Consider the following 19523-nt stretch of genomic DNA (forward strand, 5'->3'; position numbering starts at 1 on the left):
CGATGCGCGATCTGCTCGAACATCGGCGCCTGGTCATCACGATCACGCTGCTTTACCTGTCACAGGGAATCCCGATCGGCATTGCGATGGACGCGATGCCGACCCTGCTGCGCCACGACGGCGCGCCGCTTCACGCACTGGCGTTCCTGCCGCTCGTCGGTTTGCCGTGGGTCGTGAAATTCCTGTGGGCGCCCGTCGTCGACAACCGCTGGTCGCCACGCATCGGGCGGCGGCGCAGCTGGATGCTGCCGATGCAGACGCTCGTCGTGCTGTGCCTCGGCAGCCTCGCGCAGATCGGCATGACGGTCGCGACGGCCGGGTGGGCGGTCGGCCTGCTGGCCGTCGCGTCGCTCGCGAGCGCGACGCAGGACATCGCGAACGACGGAATGGCCGCCGAGCACTTCAGCGGCGACACGCTCGCGAAGATCAACGCGATCCAGATCGCGGGCGTGATGATCGGCTTCTTCGGCGGCGGCGCCGGCACGTTGACGCTGATCGGCCTGTTCGGGCAGCGTGCCGCGTTTCTCGCGCTGGCTGCCGTGCCGCTCGCGAGCCTCGCGTGCGTGCTGTGGGTGCTGCCGAGCGATGCGGATCGTGCACGGGTGCAAGCCGAACCCAACGCGAGCCTCGTGCGCTTCGCGAAGCGGCCGCGTTCGTGGTCGCTGCTGTCGCTCGCGCTGCTGTCGGCGATGACGGCCGTATCGGGCTTCGGCCTGTCGAAGCTGTTTCTCAACGACGCGGGCTGGTCGCTCGACGCGATCGGGAAGCTCGGGATGGCCGGCGGCATCGTGACGGTTGTGCTCGGATGCGGCGGCGGCGCGTGGCTTGTCCGGTGGCTCGGGTTGTGGCCTGCGTTTACGGCCGGCGTGAGCTGTGCGGGCGCGGCCGCGCTGCTGTGGTTCGCGCAGGCGAGCGGATGGCTGCCGGTGGCGTCGTCGTGGGCGTGGCTGTGCACGGTGCTCGGTTCGCTGGCGACCGGGATCACGTCGGTGTCGATCATGACGGCCGGCATGCGCTTCGCGGGCGGCAGCGACCAGGCCGGCACCGACGTGACGGCCGTGCAGAGCACGCGCGATCTCGGCGAGCTGATCGCGTCGTCGACGATTTTGTCGCTGACCGCGAAGGTGGGTTATACGGGCGGGTTTCTCGCCGGTGTGGCGTTGGCGGTGCTGGCCGCGTTGATCGCAATGCGGTTGCGGCGGCGGGAGGCGGCGTATGCGGTGAAGGGGGAGGATGCGCTGGCGTCGTGAGTGACATGACGTACGCGTACGCTTCCGGCTGTCCGGACGGCAGTCGGGAGCGCGCGAATTCGCAGCAGCATGGTGCCCGGTTGCAGCCTGATGTGGGAATCGGAAACAGCGGTGCGCGATTGCGCGGGATGATCGTCGATCGTTGCCGGAATGCGTTTGTCGCATGTCGCGCAACGATGAGAGAAGAAATCCTGGTGCCGACGGCGAGACTCGAACTCGCACAGCTTTCGCCACTACCCCCTCAAGATAGCGTGTCTACCAATTTCACCACGTCGGCACTGCAAGGGGCGCAATTCTAGCGCGACGTTGCGCGTTTGTGAAGGGGGTGTGACAAGATCGGTGAATGCACGCAGGCGATCCCGGTAGAATTCGGGCGATCGACCCGACGATCGTCGCAACCGCCACCTGTTTTCTTCGCGTGACACACACCCTCGAACAACTGCAGGCCGGCCAGCTCGCCGGCGCACGGCAACTCAAGCTCGCATGCGGGTTGACGGAATTCCCGCGCGCGATCTTCGATCTCGCCGACACGCTCGAAGTGCTCGACCTCACCGGCAATGCGCTGTCCGCACTGCCGGACGACCTGCCGCGGCTGCACCGCCTGCGCATCCTGTTCGCGTCCGGCAACCGCTTCACCGCGTTCCCCGACGTGCTCGGCGCGTGCGGGCAGCTCGACATGATCGGCTTCAAGGCGAACCGGATTCAAACGGTGCCGAGCGGGTCGCTGCCGCGCGCGCTGCGCTGGCTGATCCTCACCGACAACGCCATCGACGCATTGCCGGCCGATATCGGCGATTGCTCGCGGCTGCAGAAGCTGATGCTCGCGGGCAACCGGCTGCGCGCGCTGCCGGCGGAAATGGCCGCCTGCCGCGCGCTCGAACTGGTGCGCCTGTCCGCGAACCGGCTGGACGCACTGCCCGACTGGCTGCTGCGCCTGCCGCGCCTCGCATGGCTCGCCGCCGCAGGCAACCCGTTCGGCGCCGCGCCGGAAGCCGCGGCGTCGGCCGGGCCCGAGGTCGCGAACGTCGACTGGGCATCGCTGGCCTGCGAGCAGAAGCTGGGCGAGGGCGCATCGGGCGTCATTTACCGCGCGCAATGGCGCGCGGACGGGCATCCGCCACGGGCGGTCGCGGTCAAGCTGTTCAAGGGCGCGGTGACGAGCGACGGCCTGCCCGATTGCGAAATGGCCGCGTGCCTGCACGCCGGCCGTCATCCGAGCATGATTCCGGTGATCGGCAAGGTGAGCGGGCATCCGGACGGCACGCACGGCCTCGTGATGGAACTGGTCGATCCCGCGCTCACGAACCTCGCCGGGCCGCCGAGCTTCGCGACCTGCACGCGCGACGTGTATGTGGCCGATGCGAAATTCACGCCGGTGGAGGCGGTGCGGATCGCGCATGGCATCGCGTCGGTGGCGGGCCATCTGCACGCCCGCGGCATCATGCATGGCGACCTGTACGCGCACAACATCCTGCACGATGGCGAAGGCGGTGCGCTGCTCGGGGATTTCGGCGCGGCGTCGCTCTATGACGTGAACGATCGCACGCGCGCTACAGCATTCGAACGGATCGAGGTGCGGGCGTTCGCCTATCTGCTCGGCGAGTTGCTTGAACGATGCGAACCGCGCACGTGGGCCGGCAGGGGCGCGCTCGATGCGCTCGCGGTGGTCTGCCTGAATGAAGACGTCGATGCGCGGCCGTCGTTCGGCGAGATCGCGACCGAGCTGGCCGCACACACACGCTGACGAGCGCGCGTCGGCTCAAGCCTGACGCGCAGTCAGCAGCCTGATCCCCAGCCCGACGAACAGCAGCCCGCTGGCGCGCTTGAGCGCACGCACCGCGCGGCTCATGCCGAAGCCGCGATGGAAGCGGCGCACGCCGGCCGAATAGACGCTGTGAACGACCACCACCGTGCACGCGATCGTCGCGTACATCACGACGAACTGCAGCGCGAGCGGGCGGTCGTGCACGATGAACTGCGGCATGAACGCCGACAGGAAGATCATCGTCTTCGGATTGCTGCCCGACACGAACAGCGCTTCGCGGAACAGTTTCCCGCGGTCGGGCACGGCGATCTCCGCCGCCCCGGTCGAAGCGGCGGCCTTGCGGTCGCCGCGCAATTGCCGGACACCGAGGAAGATCAGGTACGCGGCGCCGACCACCTTCATCGCGACGAACAGCGGTGGCATCGCGGCCAGCACCGCGCCGACGCCGAGCGCGACGAGTATCACGACCACCCCTTGCGCGACGAGGTTGCCCGCGATCGTCGCGGCCGTACCGTGCGTGCCGTAGCGCACCGTGTTGCGGATGACGAGCAGCACGTTCGGCCCCGGCGACAGCGTCGTGGCGAGATAGGCTGCGGCAAACAGCATCCAGGTCTGAATGGACATGCGGCGCTCCGAGAGGCGGTTCCGGCGGTCGGGATGAACCGATGATGCCACGCCAATAATGGGCGCAGGCTTGCGCCGGAACCACGCCGGCGCGGTGGGTCAGCTGGCGTCGCGCATGCAGTACGCCGGGATCGACGGCGGCGTATCGATCGCGGCGGGGCGCGTCATCCACGCGATCCACCCGGCCCATATCCCGCAGACGATCATCACGGCGACGTTCAGCGGCGTCCGGTAGCGGACGATCAGGTCGGCCAGCGGCAGGCGATGTTTCATGTGCATCTCCTTCGATCGGGGGCGGTGGACGTTACTGGCCGGCGTAGGTCGGCGCCTTGGCGTCGCAGGTCACGGACACCGTCGAGCCGTCCGCGAAATGCAGCCGGAACGGCACCTTCGTGCCGGGCGCGACGGCCTGGCGCGGTTGCTCCAGCATCACGTGATAGCTCTTCGGCTTGAAGGTCAGCGTGCCGTGCGCGGGCACTTCGACGGCGTCGACGTGGACCATCTTCGCGGTGCTGCCGCTCGTTTGCGTTTCATGCAGCATCGCCATCCCGTACGCGGGCGAGTCGAGGCCGGTCAGCGTGACGGGCGCGTCGCCGTCGTTCTTCAGCGTGAAGTAGCCGGACGACGGCACGGTGGCCGGCATCGCGCGAATCCAGCAGTTTTCTGCCTGCACGGCCGTCGCGGCGAACGTGGCGGGGGCTTGCAGCGCCAGCAGTGCGAACAGCAGGCCGGTCGGAATCAAGCGCTTCATGGTTGGTTCTCCTGATGGGTGGATGCAGTGGAAAAGGGGGCGACGCGGCCGGCGCGGAACGCCGATGCGCATCGCGGATCTCATTTCAGCGTGAACGCGTAGCGGCCTTGCGTGCGATGGCCGTCGCTGGCCACCGCGATCCACGCCACCGTGTACGTGCCGGCCGTCAGATTGGTCAGCGCGACCTGCATGCGCTTCCGGTTGCGTGCATCGACGGACGATTTCCCGTCGACGACCGATTGCCCATGGCTGTCGGTGACGGCGATTGAGCTGAAAGCGGGCTCGAGTGCTTCGCTGAAACCGATCGTGACTGCGTGCGGCGCGGTCGAAAGCGTGGCGTCGGCGGCCGGCTCCTGCGTCTTTGGAAGCGCATGAGCGTGGGCGGCCTGGATGACGACGAAGCCGAGTGCGGCGAGCGCGCCGCGAACGAAAGAGGGGGTGTTCATGATCGAATGTGCGAGTGGCGAATCGGATGGCGCAACACGGATTCGACGGACGGATGCACGTGTACCCTCGCAGCAGCACCGAGGGCGGCTGGCGTCAGCGCGAGCGTGCGCGGCCGGACGTTCGCCCGCGAGCGAATGTCGGCGTGACAGTACGAGCCGGAAGCCGCCAACCGCACGCACGGCACGACGCCGCGCGCAATACGGTGACACATGATCGTCCTTCGAAACGTGACAGGTCGCACACGCCGGCGGCGTGCGCGGGCCACGCGATGCTTGATGGCATCACGGGCATTGACGACGAATCAGGACGAGAACGGAGGGGCGCGCGGTTGTGCGGCCGTGTGCGGCAGCGCGCGGCGCAGGCTGTCGAAGCGGGTCGCTTCGCGGTGCTGAATGACGTGCACGTTGGCCGCGAACGTCAGTTCGGGCGCGGGCAGTGCGGGTGTGTGAGCAAGCAGGCTGCAGTAGCCGCATGCCTGGAGGTGGGCCGTCAGGCTCTTCTGCGACGAATCGGCGGCGGGCTCGCCGGTGGCCGGCGCGGCCGAGCAGTAGCCGGCCAGCAGCGTCTCGACGCGCTGCTGCGACGTCAGTGCCTGCGAGATCGTCGGCGCGAGCGCCGTCATCAGGATGGCGAGCATCCCGATCAGACTGCCGATCTTCCGGAGGCGACGACTCAGCATGCGATGCGCGGTGACGTACAGGCGACGATGGAGCGGATTATGCCACGCACGTCGATGCGCATGTCGGCACGAACCTGCGGCGTGGCGGCGCGCTACGCGTGCTTCGCCAGGTATTTCGTGATCAGCGTCATCTGTGCGGCCCAGCCCTGGTCGTTCATCTCGCGCGCCTTCGCGCGGCGCGCTTCGATCAACTGGTCGAAGCCCGTTTCGGTGACCGTGAGCAGTGTGCCGCCGGCCTGTGCGGCGAGCGTGAACGTGACGAGCGTCATCGGCTCGGACGCGTAATCGAAATTCGGGTCGATCGCGAACGGATGCCAGCGAAACGAGAACAGTTGCTTCGGCTCGAGTCGATCGACGACGATTTCGAACACAGTGCCCGCGTAGGGCTCTTGTGCCTTGGCGACGTCGTCGTCGACGCGTGTCGGCGTGATGCGGCCGAACAGCGGCTGGCCGGCCGCGAACGGCCCGTCGAACGTGACGCCGAACCACTGGCCGAATTCGCCGGAATTGCTGACGGCTTCCCACACGCGGTCGGGCGATGCGTTGAGCTGGGCCTGTTTTTCGATGCGATCGGTTTGCTGGGTCATGACGTTCTCCACTCCGGATCAACCTTTGCTGGACGGCATGCGCGAGCGCACGCCGCGTCTAGTCGAGCATGACCGCGTCGGGCACGTCGAGCACGAGGTCCGACGTCGCGACGGCCACGCACGGCAGCGTATAGCCGTCGGCCTTTTCCTCGCGGCTCAGCCCCGGCCATTCGATCGTGTAGCGTACGCTGCCGCTGACGATCCGGCAAAGGCAGCTTCGGCACGTGCCGTTGCGGCACGAGCGCGGCAGCGACACGTGCGCGAACGCGGCGGCTTCGAGCAGCGTCAGCGAATCGGGCGCATCGAAGGTCGCACCGAGCGGCTCGATGCGCACGAGGGGCAGGTGTTCCGGATCGGTCATGGCGGAGGCAGGGCGGGCGGCGGTTCGGCGGCAACGCGCCAAGCATACCCGAACGTGCTGGCGGCCGGCGCCGGCCGGCCGCCGGCGTCAATGCCGGCGCAGGTGCCGGTACACGGTATTGCGGGCGAGGCCGAGCTCGCGCGCGGCCGCCGACACGTTGCCGCCATGCCGCGCGAGCACGGCGTCGATCACCGCGGCCTGATGGCTTTGCAGTGTCGTGCCTTCGTGCGTGGCGGCCGATGCGGCCGGCGCCGCGATGGGCGCTGCCGGTGCGTCGTCGCAATCGAGCCAGAAATCGTCGGGCAAATGGGCGAGCGTGATTTCCGCTTCGTCTTCGGCGAGCATGCCGGCCGTACGCAGCACGTTGGTCATCTGGCGCAGGTTGCCGGGCCAGCGGTGGCGCGTGAACGCGTCGAGCACGTCGGCCGCGATACGGCGCGGCATCGGTTCGCTGCGCGCGAGCCGCGCGAGAATCCGCTCGACGAGCGCGGGCAGGTCGGTGCGTGCGGCGAGCGCCGGCAGCGTGACCGCGAGCCCGTTGATCCGGTAGAACAGGTCTTCGCGGAACGTGCCTTCCGCGATCATCGCGCGCAGGTCGCGATGGGTCGCGCAGACCACCCGCACGTCGACCGGCACCGCGCGCGCACCGCCGAGCGGCATCACCGCGCGTTCCTGCAGCACGCGCATCAGCCTGACCTGCTGCGCGAGCGGCATGTCGCCGATTTCGTCGAGAAACAGCGTGCCGCCGTCGGCCTGCACGATCTTGCCGGGGCTGCCGCGCTTGCGTGCGCCGGTAAATGCGCCGTCCTCGTAACCGAACAGTTCGGCCTCGATCAGCGAATCGGGCAGCGCCGCGCAGTTGACCGCGACGAACGGGCCGTCCGCACGCGGCGATGCCTGGTGCAGGGCGCGGGCGAGCCATTCCTTGCCGGTGCCGGTCTGGCCGAGGATCAGCAGCGGCAGGTCGCGCCCGCGGATCTTCGCGACGCGTTCGAGCACGGCGGCCATGCGTGCGTCGCCCGTGTCGAGCGTCGCGAACGTGATCGTGTCGGGGTCCGGCGTGCGCACCCGTGCGGCGGGCGTGGGCGGCGTGACGGCGACGGTGGTCTTGTGTGCTTCCGCGAATTCGCAGCGCGCCAGCACGCGGACGCCGGTCGACAGCGTGAGGCGGAACATCGCGCCGGGCGCGCGCGCCGCCTGCTGCGCGAGCTGGCCGAAGCGCATGCCGAACAGCGCGTCGCTGGCTTGATGCTGCAGTGCATCGAACGATGCGCCGAGCTGGAATTGCGCGCTGCGGTTCGCGGCGATCAGCCCGCCGTCGGGGCCGAAGGCGACGAGCCCGGCGAACAGCGAATCGACGCATTCCTCGTGTGCATGAAAGCGCAGCCGCAACGCTTCCGCGCACTGGTTCGCGAACAGGTGGTTCTCGATCAGTTGCGCGGACATCCGCACGAGCGCGAGCGTATGCGGGCTCGAGCCGCGCGGGTCGCCGCTCACGTCGAGCGTGCCGAGCGTGCGGCCGAACGGATCGAAGATCGGCGCGCACGAGCAGGTGAGGATGTGGTTGGCGCGCAGGAAGTGTTCGGACCCATGCACGGCGACGGCCTGGCCCGATGCGAGCGCGGTGCCGATCGCGTTGGTGCCGCGTGCGCCTTCCGTCCATGACACGCCGGTACACAGCGCGACGCGGTTGGCTTTCTCGATGAAGTCCGCGTCGCCGATGCTGTGCAGGATCACGCCGTCGGCGTCGGTCAGCAGCACGAGGCTTTGCGTGTCGGCGATCTGCGCGTGAAGGTTCTCCATCACCGGGCGGGCGTGCGAGAACAGTGCGTGATTCGTGTCGAGCAGTTCGCGCAGCGCGAGGCGCGACAGCGGCGAGAAATCCGGGCGTTCGTGCGCGCGCAGGCCGACCGCGGTCGAACGCGCATGCGCCTGCGCGAGCAGGTCGGTGCGACCCGCGGTGGCGGGCAGCACGAAAGGTTGCGGCATGACTTGTCTCCTGTCGACAGCAGTTAGCGCTTTAGCGCTTACTGCTGTCCCATGCTTCGCGGTCGGCAGCAGTTAGCACTTCAGCGCTTACTGATGTCCCATGCTTCGCGGTCGAACCCGGTGAGCATTTCAACACTCACTCAGGCCCCATGCTCCTCGAAATCGGCCGATCCGGCGCACGCCTACGCACCGAAATCCTCTACGGATTCCCGCCTTCGCGTGCGGCGCACCATCGGTGTGCGAACGGCAGCCATCCGGGTACGCATCATCATACAAGCGCCGCGTACGAAGCGCGACCGCGAACAAAATCCCCTTGCTTTTAAATGCCCGCCTGCAATGATGGAAATGGAGCACGCACGCGCCGTGTTCCGCATTGCAACATGCATGCGACGCGACATGCATCCGTTCGGGAGACGCATCATGGTTCGGACGGAACTGAGAGTCGTGCTGGCGGCCATCGCCACATTCATCATGCTGGGCGGCATCGCCGTGGCGATCCACGGGCTGCTGTTCGATCTGACCGATGCGGTGCGATACGGGGCGGCCGCGATCGCGGTGGGCGCCACGACGGCTGCCATCGCGCTCAACGTCTGGCCGAACGACCCTCACTGACGCCGGTTTCCGAAACGGTGCCGGATGCCGCGCTGATCTGACGAAATGCGCGTCGGAACGACGCACGCCGGAAAATTTGTCTCCTGCGCGAAACCGTCTAAAGTGGAAATCAACCGGCATGCATTGTCCGCGCCTATCCCCGCGGGCAGTGCCTCCGCCGGCGAGCCCGCGTACATTTCGTCCGGCCGGTAGCGGACGACGGACGCGGTCATTCGTTTTCTACCGGTCGAGGCGGCTCCCATGCAGATCCATTTCACGAACGAGAAGCCCGAGTATTCGGGGCGCGACCTGATGCTGGCGTTCACGGCGTTGGTCAATGGCGAGCGCGTCCAATGTCAGATCACCGCCGAGGCGCTGGAAGATCACTTCGGCGCGGCGTCGCCGCGCTTCGAGGACATGGTCGGCGCATTCGACCAGCACCGCGATCGTATCGAGGCGGCTGCACGTCGCCTGCTGTCGGAGACGCGTGCGCAATGCGTGACGCTGCGCAGCGGCTACGTCCGCTTCTACGAGGCCAACTGGCGCTGACGACACGACGCCCGTCTGGCGGCGCACGTCGCTGAACGCTGCGCACGCGAAGACGTTGCCTTGCACGCAATGCCGTTCGGCGGGGCCGGGCGGCATTTTCGTATGCGGGCTGTGCCGGGTTGCCCGCGCGTCGGCATGGCCGTGCGTGTCGATTCGTCAGGATCGCAGAAGAATCATGCGAAAACGAAAACGCCACCCGAAGGTGGCGTTTTTTCATCGTGCATCATGCCGCGCGCCGAAGCGCCGCCGTCATTCGCTGCCGAGATAGAAGAAGCGGAACAGGAACACGGCTGCGATGAGCCACACGATCGGCTTGACCGAGCGGGCCTGGCCGGTCAGCAGCTTGAGGCCGCCGTACGCGATGAAGCCGAATGCCACGCCGTTCGCGATCGAGTACGTGAACGGCATCAGCAGTGCGGTCAGTGCGGCCGGCACGGCTTCCGTGGCATCGTCCCACGGCACCTCGACCATTTCGCGCAGCATCAGGCACGACACGTACAGCAGGGCCGGTGCCGTCGCGTAGGCCGGCACGACGCCGGCAAGCGGCGCGATGAACAGGCACGCGAGGAACAGCACCGCGACGGTGATGGCCGTCACGCCCGTGCGGCCGCCGGCCTGCACGCCCGACGCGCTTTCGATATACGCGGTGGTCGACGACGTGCCGAGCACCGAGCCCGCGACGATCGCCGTGCTGTCGGCGAGCAGCGCCTTGTTCAGGCGGTTCATCTTGCCTTCGACGAGCAGGCCCGCGCGGTTCGCGACGCCCATCAGCGTGCCCGTCGCGTCGAACAGCTCGACGAGGAAGAACACGAGGATCACGTTGATGATGCCGGTCGACAGCGCGGCGCCGATGTCGAGCTTGAACAGCGTCGCGTCGATCGACGGCGGCGCGGAGAACACGCCGTGGAACTGGTTGTCACCGAAGAAGAACGACAGGATCGTGACGCCGATGATGCCGATCAGGATCGCGCCGCGCACGCGCAGGTGGTCGAGCGTGACGATCGTGAAGAAGCCGACGATCGCGAGGATCGTGTCGTGCTTGTGCAGGTCGCCCAGCGTGACGAGCGTGGCCGGGTTGCCGACGATCACGCCCGACGTCTTCAGCGAGATGATGCCGAGGAACAGGCCGATACCCGCGGTGATCGAGATCCGCAGCGATTTCGGAATGCCGTTGACGATCGCCTCTCGTACGCGGAACAGCGTGACGAGCAGGAACAGGCAGCCGGAGATGAACACCGCGCCGAGCGCGGCCTGCCACGTGAAGCCCATTCCCTTGACGACCGTGTACGCGAAATACGCGTTCAGGCCCATGCCGGGCGCGCATGCGATCGGGTAGTTCGCGTACAGCCCCATGATGAGCGACGCCAGCGCCGCGACGAGGCAGGTCGCGACGAACACGGATTCCTTCGGCATGCCGGCGTCGCCGAGGATCGCGGGGTTGACGAAGATGATGTAGGCCATCGTCAGGAACGTGGTGACGCCCGCGAGTATTTCGGTGCGGAAGTCGGTGCCGGCTTCAGCGAAGCCGAAATACCGCTTGATGGATTCCATGAAGGCGTTTCTCCGGTCGGTTGTCGTGTTGCTTGTTGTGCCGAATTGTTGTAAAGGCAGCGCGGCCGGCTTACTGTAACCAGCCACTATTGCCCGGCTATCGGCGGATTGTAATAGCGCGGATAGCTCGGACGATATAGTTGGAGGGCACGATCGAAAGATCGATCGGCTGCCTGCGCGCGAACGGTCTGGCAGCCCGGCCGCGCGACGAAGGCGCGCATTTTACCGGTTCGGGCGGAACGGGCCGGCAGAAATGGCTGAAACGGGAGCGGGATGCGCGAACGACGCCGGCCGATGCGTGCGCAACGGCGTGCAAGACGGCACGCGCGGTGGATCACGCGGCGTGGATGCGGGATGATGACATCCGACTGAAACGGAGCGCCCGCATGCTGCAAGAACGCGGGGCAGGCGGCGCGTGCGCGCGAACGCACGTGCGTGGCCGGTGCGGATGCCCGGCAGCGGCGTGCAGCGGCCATTCGTCAGTCCAGGCGGGTGCAGATATCGGGCTATCGTGCGCCGAAGCCGTCCCGCCCGCAACTGTCATTTCGTGAAGCGGGGGCGACTGTGGTTTCTGTGTAAAAGATTGCAAGACCCCATCGCATAAACCGGCAAGTCTTTCTAGGATAGATACACCGCGCATGCACACGCCGGCCGGAAATTGCCGACGCGGGGGAGTCGCAGTCCGTGCAGGCCGGGCGGTGAAGTGCGGTCAAGGCCGTTGCGTGTTCGGGCAGGCACGGCCGCTTGCGATTGCCCGATGCGGGTTCGTCCGTAATCACGGAGGTCAGCATGTTGAACTGGATCAGCCGTTGGGCGATGCGACACGCCCCCACGCCGGAAAAAACCGCTGCGTCGATGCTCGTGACGGCGCGCATGGAACTGTTCGCAGCCGAACAGCGCGTCATCGACGCGAAATTACAAGCGGATTACTGGCGCACACGTGTGTCATTCCTGGAAGAGGTGCAGAAGCAGGGCATCGATCCGTGGGTGACCTCGCAGGCAGCGCAACGTCCCGACCTCGAGTCCACTCCCCGAAGCACGGGCCCGCGTCTCGCCGCCAGCACCTGATGCACCTGCTGCATCCCGTCGCTGCGCACGGCGCGCGATCGGTCGCGGCACGCACTGGCGTGCCGCGTCATTGAAAGCGCACCCGCGATGCGATAGCGCGTCGCGGGTGCGTGCATTTCTTCGAGCAGGTTCAGTCGTTCAGCAACGTTTCGATGGCGGGTGCGGAAACCGCACCGGACATCATGCGGCCGTTCGCGTTGAACAGCGTCGGCGTGCCGCGCAGGCCCAACGCAAGGCCGAGCGAGCGGATCTGCGCGAGCGGTGCCGCACACGTGCCTGCAGCAGGTTGCACGTTGTCGATCATCCACGCTTTCCACGCCGCATTCCGGTCATTCGCGCACCAGACGCCGCGCGCATGCGCGGCGGCCTGCGGATGGAGTCCCTCGAGCGGATAGAGGAAGGTGTGAATGGTCACGTTGTCGATCCGTTCCAGCGTGCGCTCCAGTCTTTTGCAATAGGAACAATCCGGATCGGAGAAGACGTAGAGCGTCCGCTTGCCGTTGCCGCGGACCGTCTGGATCGCGTGGGCGCGCGCCATCGACGCCAGAACCGCGCCGGTGTCGCGCTCGGCAATGCGGGTGCCGGGGGGCAGCGTGATCGCGCCGGAAGACGCCGCGGGCGCGCCGTGACTTGCCGGTGCGGGCGCCGCGTTCAGGATGGAGGGGAGGCTCGCGAGCAGGCTCGAAAGCACGGTCAACCGGAGCAGCATTCGTTTTGTCATGTTGATTCGGTATGCGAATAGTTTGGAAGATCCGCACACCACGTACGTACGTGACCAACGAGTGCGAGTCCGGTTCAGTGCATGCCGTGAACGCGTCGGCGATGCCCGGCCGACCGGGCATCACGCCGGCGTGCTCGGGCAACGCGCACGGCGCTCAGTGGCCGGCGGCTTCCGCGCTTGCCTGGTCGTTCGCGTGGTCGCTGGTCTGTTGCTGGGCAGCGGGCGCGTCGTGATCAGGATCGTCGCAGGCCACGGCGTTGCCGCTGACGGCGAATGCTGCGGCGAGAGCAAGTATCACTCGGGATGCGTTCATCAGATAATCTCCGGTTTCGATGGGTGGGAACGCCTTCTCGGGTGACACAAGGCGTTCGGGATACGTAGTGTGTCCGCGCCGCATCGATGCGACCAACTTCCTGAAGAGAATCTCAATACGCGGGTGCTTTCGGTCCCTTGTTCCCGCTGGCGCGAGCGTCGCGGGCGGCTGACGGGCAACGTGCTTGCGCGGCCCGTCGTGTTCTCCGTTCGATTCACTGGACCGGACGGACGGCGCGCAAACTCGAAAAAAAAGCCTCGGCCGTTTCCGGCGAGGCCTGGTGTGACGGGCGGCGGTGCCCATCGGCGCGCTGACGCGCCGGCGCCATCGATGACGCACCGTTTCGTGCCTGTGCCCGGCGATGGATCGCGATGGCAATGAGCGCGAACACAGGCACGCGAGCGCGTGCGTCGCCGCGCGGTGGCGTCAACGGCAGTGTTCGACGCGGGCGCGGGTCACGCGTCGCGTTGCGCGAGCCCGTTCACGAGCAGCTCGGACAGCAGGCCCGTCATCCCTTCCGGGTGCGTGGCCGCGCGGGCCTTGAGCTGTTCGACGAGGTCGGCGTTGAGCTTGCAGGCGAACGGCACGAGGCCCTGTTCCTGGTCGAGCTTGCGCTGCGCGCGGCGGTCGAGCTTGGTGGCTTCTTCGGCGCCCTTGCCGAAACGCGCGGAGCTGGATTGCTTCAGCGCGTGCGTCAGCTTGAGCGCCTTGTTCTTTTCGAGATCGGTTTTCTTCATGGCCATCGCGGCACCTCCGGGAAATGAAGCCGCGATTGTACGCATTTCGGCGGGCGACGCCCGCCGAGCCCACGGGAAACCCGTTCAGGCACCCTTCGTCGTGCCCCAGTTGCCGCCGTGCGCGGCCGCCTGCGCGGCCGGCGAGCGGGCGAGGTAAGCGAGCGCCTGTTCGGTCGAGCCTTCGTGGTGCGGCGTATAGCCCGGCTTGAAATAGCGCAGCGCCGCGCCGATCACCTTCCAGAACGACGGCAGATGCCCGCGCCGCGAGCCTTGCCACCACGCGAGCACGAAACCCGGGTAGCGGCCGGCGGCCGGGTCGCGCCGGTACATGAACTTCGCGCCCGTCGTGATGTAGTAGAGCAGCAGCAGGATCACGAACGCCATGTGCACGCAGCGCTCCGGATAGGTGCCGCCCAGGTGCCGGTAGATGTCGAACGCGACCGTGCGGTGCTCGACTTCCTCGGCGCCGTGCCAGCGCAGCAGGTCGACCATCGTCGGGTCGGCCTTGCCTTCGTCGAGCCCGTGCGCGTTGAGCACCCAGTTGCCGAGATAGCCGAAGAAATGCTCGAGCGACGCGATCACCGCGAGCTGCTGGCGCAGCCAGAAACGCGTATGGCCGATCTTCAGCCCGAGCGGCTGTTCGCCGAGCACGCGCGTGAAGAGGCGATTGAGCTTCTGCGTGAACGGCTTCGTGTCGATCCCGTGCCGGTCGTAGTAGTGCTTGAGCACGCCGCCGTGCGAACGCGAATGCACGGCTTCCTGCCGCAGGAAGCCTTCGGCCTCGTCGCGCAGGCGCGCATCGGTGATCAGCGGCAACGCCTTGTTGTACACGCGGCAGAACCACAGTTCGCCTTCCGGGAACAGCAGGTTCAGCGTGTTGATGATGTGCGTGCTGCCCGGGTCGTTCGGCACCCAGGTAACCGGCGTGTCGCTGAAGTCGAACTTCACGTGCCGGGCCTTGATCTTGTGATAGTCGGCGGTATCGGTCATCTTGTGTCTCCCTGTGCGGCGTCGTGCGCCGTCAATGCGATGCCATGCTGACGCGGGCGATCATCCGGCCGAGCCACGGCATGAAGCGGCCGACGAAGCGCATCGCGTGCGCCTCGCCGCCGACCGCGACGACGGGGCGGTTGCGCAGCACGCCGTCGACCATCGCCTGCGCGACGGTTTCGGGTTTCAGGCCGCGCATCTGGTACAGCTTCGTCGCGCGCTTGCGCAGCCGCGCTTCGTCCTGTGCGTTGGCGCCCGCGTATTGCGTCGACGCCATGATTCCGGTCTCCGCGAAACCGGGGCACACGGCCGTCACGCCGATGCCTTGTTCCGCGAGTTCCGCGCGCATGCATTCGCTGAGCATCAGCACGGCGGCCTTCGTCGTCGCATACGCGGGCAGGTCGCGCGACGGCCCGAACGCGGCGGCCGAGGCGGTGTTGACGATGTGCCCGCCGGTGCCGCGCGCGGCCATCTGCTGCGCGAACAGCCGCGAGCCGTGGATCACGCCCCACAGGTTCACGTGCAGGATGCGCTCCCAGTGCCGCGTGCTCGTGTCGAGGATGCCGCCGGCCATGCCGATGCCCGCGTTGTTGATCACGACGTCCGCGCCGCCGAGTTCGCTGCCGACCCATGTCGCCAGCGCTTCCATTTCATCGGCGGACCCGACGTCGACCCGCTTCGCGTGCGCTTGCGCACCGGTGAGCCCGATCAGCAGCGCGGTGCGTTCGGCGCTCGCGAGGTCGATGTCGCACGCGACGATCGTCGCGCCTTCGCGGGCGAACGCGAGCGCCGCGCAGCGGCCGATGCCGCTGCCCGCGCCGGTCACCACCGCGACCTTGCCGCTGAAGCGGCCGCTCGTGGCGCGGCGGCGCGCGTTCGCGAGCGCGGGCGGTTCGTTGCCCGATTCGACCGCGTCGATCAGTTGCCCGGCGAGCGCCGCGAAGCGCGTCGGATCGGCGAGCGGCAGCCAGTGGCCGGCCGCGACTTCACGCCGGTAGTACTGCGGCACCCAGCGCGACAGGTTCTCGGACAACGCGGGGCTCACGTATTTGTCGCCGAGCGGCACGATCGTCTGCACCGGTGCATGCGCGTAACGCTCGCGCGGCGCGAACAGGCAGCGGATGAAGTTCGCGCGATAGAGGCGCACGCCGCGCGCGCCGTCGTCGGCTTGCGTCGGGCGCGGCGTGGCGGGCGTTTTTTCGAGCCGGCGAAGCAGGCGGGGCCACGCGCGGCCGAGCCACAGCCGCCAGCCGAGCTCGGGGATGAACGGCAGGTGGAACAGGTACACGTACCACGACCGCACGAGCTGGCCGCCGAGCTTGCCGAGCGACGCGGGCGTCGGGCGCAGCACGCGTTCGCGCAGCCAGAAGCCGACGTGGTCGAGGCACGGCCCCGAGCACGACGTGTACGACGCGATGCGGCCGGCGAGGCGCGGATCGGTGACGAATTCCCAGCCCTGGATCGAGCCCCAGTCGTGCGCGACCAGGTGCACGGCGCGGCCGGGGCAGAGCGCGTCGATCACCGCGACGAAGTCGTCGGTCAGCTTCGCGAGGTGGTAGTCGGCCGTGCGCTTCGGCACGCCGGACAGGCCCGCGCCGCGCACGTCGTATGCGATCACGTAGTGCTTGCGCGCGAGCAGCGGCGCGACGTGCTGCCAGACGCTGCTGTCGTCGGGGTAGCCGTGCACGAGCACGACCGGCGAGCGGGCCGGGTCGCCCCAGGTCTTGACCGCGAGCGTCAGGTCGCCGGAGGCGACCGCCGTTTCGCTGTGAACCGATTCGAACAGGGCCAGCGGCGCTTCGTCGGAAAGAGGCTGCATCGTGAGTCCGTCGTTCAGGGAGTCGGGAGGATGGGCGCGTGCGGGTCAGGCGGCGGCCGGCACGGTCGCGACGGCCTGCATCCGCTCGGCTTGGCGGCGCTGCCAGCGGCGCACGTGCGGCAGGTCGTCGTCGAGCCAGTACGCGTCGTCTTCGGTGATGACCAGCAGCTCTTCGAATTTCGCGCCGACGCCGGCGAAGCCGAGATGCGGCTCGACGGCCCACAGGCCCGGCACCGGCGCATGCTCGGAGCGGCGGTCGATCGACCACAGCGGCGACCAGCCTTGCTGTTTCGCCGCGCGGCCCTGGTCGAGCAGCAGGTTGCGCGTCGCGTTCAGCCCGAAGCGCGCGACGAAGCGCGGTTTCGACAGCTTGTGGATCTTCGCGACGCGATGCGCGAGCACCTTGAACGGATAGGCCTTGTGGCGCGGCTCGACGCCCTGGCGACGGCACAGCGCGTCGACTTCCTGCGCGACCTCGGCCATCGGCCGGCGTGCCTTCACGAGCCGCACGATCATGTCGCGGTGGTCCATCAGGTCGTCCTGCAGCTGTTCGAGGATCGGGTTGTGGCCGAGGCAGTGCGCGTAGCCGACGTCGGCCACGATGCCGTCGAGCACCGGCGCGACGTCGAGGATCACCGGCATGTCGGCTTCGAGCTGTCGTTTGCTCGGGAAGAACGCGAGATTGAAGCCGCCCATGTGCTTGAGGCCCGAGAAGCCCTCGAACGCGGTGCGGTCGCCGAACCACGCGAACGGCTTGTGCAGCCAGTCGTGCACGCCGTTGTCCTGCAGCCATTCGGTCAGCAGGCGCGCCGCTTCCTTTTCGGTGATGCCGGGGTAGAGCATCGCGCCGACGGTTTCGACGCAGCGGTACGCCAGCTGCTGGACCGCGCGGAATTGCGGCAGCTCGTCGAGGTGGACTTCCGGCAGCGGGGGATGGTCAGCCATGATGCGTCTCCGTTGGGGGCGCTGATCCGGAATGCGCCCGCCAGCGTCACCGTCACGGGTTATTCAGTCAGCATTTAATGTGTCATTGAGCGATGTAATGATCATAGACGGTTCCGGGACGCGCGCCAGCCCCCAGGGGTGAGGATTTGTCCTAATGAAGGGCCGAAGTGGAGTGGAAACTCTAGATTTAACGGAAGTTGGGCCGGACGCTCCCTGCGCCCCCCGTTCGGGGCGGGTGCACTGGCCGGGATCGTCACGAGCCGTCTGCCGGCGCCGGCCCGGACGGCCGCGCGCGCGGCCGCCTCGCGACGGCGCGACATGTCGCGCCGGATCAACTCCCCGTCGTGTCGCGACGTGACGCTGTCAAATTGCCGAAATAATTTCGTCACATCATTCGCCCCCGGTTCGGAGCCGTCCCGGCTTCGCCGCGCCGATCAGCGGCCGGTGCGCGGTGAGCCGCGCGGGATAGCGGTTGAAACCGATTCGACATTTCCACGGAGAGAGACCATGCAGCGCCGCCAGTTCATGAATACCCTTGCCGCGGCGACCGCCGCGACATCGCTGATGCTCAAGGCCGGCACGGCCGGCGCGAAGAGCGCAGCCGTGCCGGATGCGCTGGACCCGGGCCGCTGGTCGCCGTTCAACGCCGCGCGGCTGCAGGCGGTGCTCGACCAGCATGGCGTCGCCAGCGCGCACTACGACGACAAGCGCCGCCCGTACGCGGTGTTCGACTGGGACAACACGTGCATCATGAACGACTGCGAAGAGGCGCTGCTGATGTACCAGATCAACCATCTGCAGTACAAGCTGACGCCGGCCGAATTCGTCGACGTGATGTGGAAGGACGTGCCGAAGGGCGCGTTCATGAAGGACTACGCGACGGTGGACGGCAAGCCGGTGACGATGGAAGACCTCGCGGCCGACATCGAATCCGACTATCGCTGGCTCTACGCGAACTACCAGGGATTCGGCGGCGACAAGAGCCTCGACGAGATTCGCGAGACCGATCAGTTCAAGGATTTCCGCGCGAAGCTGTACTTCATGTACGACGCGATCTGCGACACGCATCCGCTCGAGATCGGCTACAAGTGGATCATCTATTTCTACAAGAACATGACGACCGCCGAGCTGCAGGCGATGGCGGAAGCGTCGAACAACTACGGCATCGGCGACGCGTTGCGCAAGGTCCGCTACGAAAGCCCGAAGACGCTGCCGGGCAAGGCCGGCGTGGTGGCCGACACGCATTTCCACGGCATTCGCATTCATGAGGAAATCCGCGCGGTGATGCATACGCTGCGCGCCAACGGCATCGACGTGTACGTCAGTACGGCATCGCTCGACGATGTCGTGCGTGTGTTCGCCGGCAATCCGAACTATGGCTACGGCGTGCCGCCCGGGAACGTGATCGGCTTGCGTCTCGACATGCGGGACGGCAAGTACACGAGCACGTATCCGGCCGGCTGGCATTTCAACTGGGGGCCCGGCAAGACGGTGGGCATTCGCAACGTCCTCGCGTCGAAGAAGGGCTATGGCCCGCTGCTGGTGTTCGGCGACAGCGACGGCGACGCGTGGATGCTGCGCGACTTCAAGGACACCGCGGCCGGCGTGATCGTCAACCGGATGAAGAAGGGCGAGATCGGCGCGGACAGCAAACTCGCGGCCGAACAGATCGGCAAGTCGGACGCGCGCTTCCTGCTGCAGGGCCGCGACGAGCACACGGGCCTGATGATCCCGGACGAGAAGTCGATCAAGTACGGCAAGACCGAGCGCAAGCTGCTGGCTTGAC

General features: G+C 67.4%; 22 protein-coding genes and 1 tRNA gene. 7 read left to right on the top strand and 16 right to left on the bottom strand.

What is annotated here, in order from left to right:
• The first annotated feature begins 2 nt into the window (after positions 1–2).
• Complete coding sequence (locus CFB45_RS19345) at positions 3–1250, top strand: RhtX/FptX family siderophore transporter (protein WP_089429047.1); 1248 nt, start codon at positions 3–5, stop codon at positions 1248–1250.
• 192 nt (positions 1251–1442) lie between these two features.
• On the opposite strand, the gene CFB45_RS19350 is transcribed toward CFB45_RS19345, so the two are convergent.
• Positions 1443–1527: transfer RNA gene (locus CFB45_RS19350), tRNA-Leu, on the bottom strand.
• A gap of 141 nt (positions 1528–1668) precedes the next feature.
• Between CFB45_RS19350 and CFB45_RS19355 the strand changes: the two genes are divergently transcribed.
• On the top strand, positions 1669–2994 hold the full coding sequence (locus CFB45_RS19355) for a leucine-rich repeat-containing protein kinase family protein (protein WP_089426927.1): 1326 nt from the start codon (positions 1669–1671) through the stop codon (positions 2992–2994).
• Positions 2995–3009: 15 nt separating this feature from the next.
• On the opposite strand, the gene CFB45_RS19360 is transcribed toward CFB45_RS19355, so the two are convergent.
• The 8 genes from CFB45_RS19360 to CFB45_RS19395 form a co-directional block, all read right to left on the bottom strand.
• Positions 3010–3639, bottom strand: a complete 630-nt coding sequence (locus CFB45_RS19360) for a LysE family translocator (protein ID WP_089426928.1) — start codon at positions 3637–3639, stop codon at positions 3010–3012.
• A 99-nt stretch (positions 3640–3738) separates the two neighbouring features.
• Positions 3739–3912 carry a hypothetical protein gene (locus CFB45_RS39050; RefSeq protein WP_166895179.1) on the bottom strand — a complete coding sequence of 58 codons (174 nt, stop codon included), beginning with the start codon at positions 3910–3912 and terminating at the stop codon, positions 3739–3741.
• Positions 3913–3943: 31 nt separating this feature from the next.
• Entirely contained in the window at positions 3944–4390 is a 447-nt protein-coding gene (locus tag CFB45_RS19370) for a copper chaperone PCu(A)C (RefSeq protein WP_089426929.1), read from the bottom strand.
• Between the two features lie 80 nt (positions 4391–4470).
• Positions 4471–4836: a copper homeostasis periplasmic binding protein CopC gene (gene copC / locus CFB45_RS19375; protein ID WP_089426930.1), complete on the bottom strand. Its 366-nt coding sequence runs from the start codon at positions 4834–4836 to the stop codon at positions 4471–4473.
• Positions 4837–5138: 302 nt separating this feature from the next.
• Positions 5139–5516, bottom strand: coding sequence for a DUF2946 domain-containing protein (locus CFB45_RS19380; protein ID WP_089426931.1), 378 nt, complete (start codon positions 5514–5516; stop codon positions 5139–5141).
• A gap of 92 nt (positions 5517–5608) precedes the next feature.
• Positions 5609–6103 (bottom strand): SRPBCC family protein, encoded by a 495-nt coding sequence (locus CFB45_RS19385; protein ID WP_089426932.1) that lies wholly within the window; start codon positions 6101–6103, stop codon positions 5609–5611.
• A 58-nt stretch (positions 6104–6161) separates the two neighbouring features.
• The gene (locus CFB45_RS19390) at positions 6162–6464 is read right to left on the bottom strand and encodes a 2Fe-2S iron-sulfur cluster-binding protein (RefSeq protein ID WP_089426933.1); all 303 of its coding nucleotides are present in this window, start codon (positions 6462–6464) and stop codon (positions 6162–6164) included.
• An 87-nt stretch (positions 6465–6551) separates the two neighbouring features.
• Positions 6552–8453, bottom strand: coding sequence for a sigma-54-dependent Fis family transcriptional regulator (locus CFB45_RS19395; protein WP_089426934.1), 1902 nt, complete (start codon positions 8451–8453; stop codon positions 6552–6554).
• Between the two features lie 336 nt (positions 8454–8789).
• Here CFB45_RS19395 and CFB45_RS39495 point away from each other — a divergent pair, with 336 nt between their 5' ends.
• Together CFB45_RS39495 and CFB45_RS19405 are read left to right on the top strand one after the other, a co-directional pair.
• On the top strand, positions 8790–9065 hold the full coding sequence (locus CFB45_RS39495) for a DUF2964 domain-containing protein (RefSeq protein ID WP_264163869.1): 276 nt from the start codon (positions 8790–8792) through the stop codon (positions 9063–9065).
• A 240-nt stretch (positions 9066–9305) separates the two neighbouring features.
• Positions 9306–9593 (top strand): DUF1488 domain-containing protein, encoded by a 288-nt coding sequence (locus tag CFB45_RS19405; protein WP_011354308.1) that lies wholly within the window; start codon positions 9306–9308, stop codon positions 9591–9593.
• A 249-nt stretch (positions 9594–9842) separates the two neighbouring features.
• Here CFB45_RS19405 and CFB45_RS19410 read toward each other — a convergent pair whose 3' ends face one another.
• On the bottom strand, positions 9843–11144 hold the full coding sequence (locus CFB45_RS19410; RefSeq protein ID WP_089426935.1) for an NCS2 family permease: 1302 nt from the start codon (positions 11142–11144) through the stop codon (positions 9843–9845).
• A 140-nt stretch (positions 11145–11284) separates the two neighbouring features.
• Between CFB45_RS19410 and CFB45_RS39500 the strand changes: the two genes are divergently transcribed.
• Both CFB45_RS39500 and CFB45_RS19425 read left to right on the top strand, forming a co-directional pair.
• Complete coding sequence (locus CFB45_RS39500; RefSeq protein ID WP_256978284.1) at positions 11285–11695, top strand: hypothetical protein; 411 nt, start codon at positions 11285–11287, stop codon at positions 11693–11695.
• 238 nt (positions 11696–11933) lie between these two features.
• Complete coding sequence (locus tag CFB45_RS19425; RefSeq protein WP_011354312.1) at positions 11934–12212, top strand: hypothetical protein; 279 nt, start codon at positions 11934–11936, stop codon at positions 12210–12212.
• A 130-nt stretch (positions 12213–12342) separates the two neighbouring features.
• Here CFB45_RS19425 and CFB45_RS19430 read toward each other — a convergent pair whose 3' ends face one another.
• The 6 genes from CFB45_RS19430 to CFB45_RS19450 form a co-directional block, all read right to left on the bottom strand.
• Positions 12343–12972 (bottom strand): DsbC family protein, encoded by a 630-nt coding sequence (locus CFB45_RS19430; RefSeq protein WP_144025209.1) that lies wholly within the window; start codon positions 12970–12972, stop codon positions 12343–12345.
• 115 nt (positions 12973–13087) lie between these two features.
• The gene (locus CFB45_RS39055; protein WP_175240184.1) at positions 13088–13246 is read right to left on the bottom strand and encodes a hypothetical protein; all 159 of its coding nucleotides are present in this window, start codon (positions 13244–13246) and stop codon (positions 13088–13090) included.
• A 455-nt stretch (positions 13247–13701) separates the two neighbouring features.
• Entirely contained in the window at positions 13702–13989 is a 288-nt protein-coding gene (locus CFB45_RS19435; RefSeq protein ID WP_089426937.1) for a hypothetical protein, read from the bottom strand.
• Positions 13990–14067: 78 nt separating this feature from the next.
• Complete coding sequence (locus tag CFB45_RS19440; RefSeq protein ID WP_089426938.1) at positions 14068–14973, bottom strand: metal-dependent hydrolase; 906 nt, start codon at positions 14971–14973, stop codon at positions 14068–14070.
• 31 nt (positions 14974–15004) lie between these two features.
• Positions 15005–16792 carry an SDR family oxidoreductase gene (locus tag CFB45_RS19445; protein ID WP_089426939.1) on the bottom strand — a complete coding sequence of 596 codons (1788 nt, stop codon included), beginning with the start codon at positions 16790–16792 and terminating at the stop codon, positions 15005–15007.
• 45 nt (positions 16793–16837) lie between these two features.
• Positions 16838–17737, bottom strand: coding sequence for a M24 family metallopeptidase (locus CFB45_RS19450; protein WP_089426940.1), 900 nt, complete (start codon positions 17735–17737; stop codon positions 16838–16840).
• Positions 17738–18244: 507 nt separating this feature from the next.
• Between CFB45_RS19450 and CFB45_RS19455 the strand changes: the two genes are divergently transcribed.
• Positions 18245–19522, top strand: coding sequence for a haloacid dehalogenase-like hydrolase (locus CFB45_RS19455; RefSeq protein WP_089426941.1), 1278 nt, complete (start codon positions 18245–18247; stop codon positions 19520–19522).
• The last annotated feature ends 1 nt before the right edge of the window (position 19523 follow it).

Origin of the sequence: Burkholderia sp. HI2500, assembly GCF_002223055.1 — a bacterium.
Classification (GTDB): domain Bacteria; phylum Pseudomonadota; class Gammaproteobacteria; order Burkholderiales; family Burkholderiaceae; genus Burkholderia.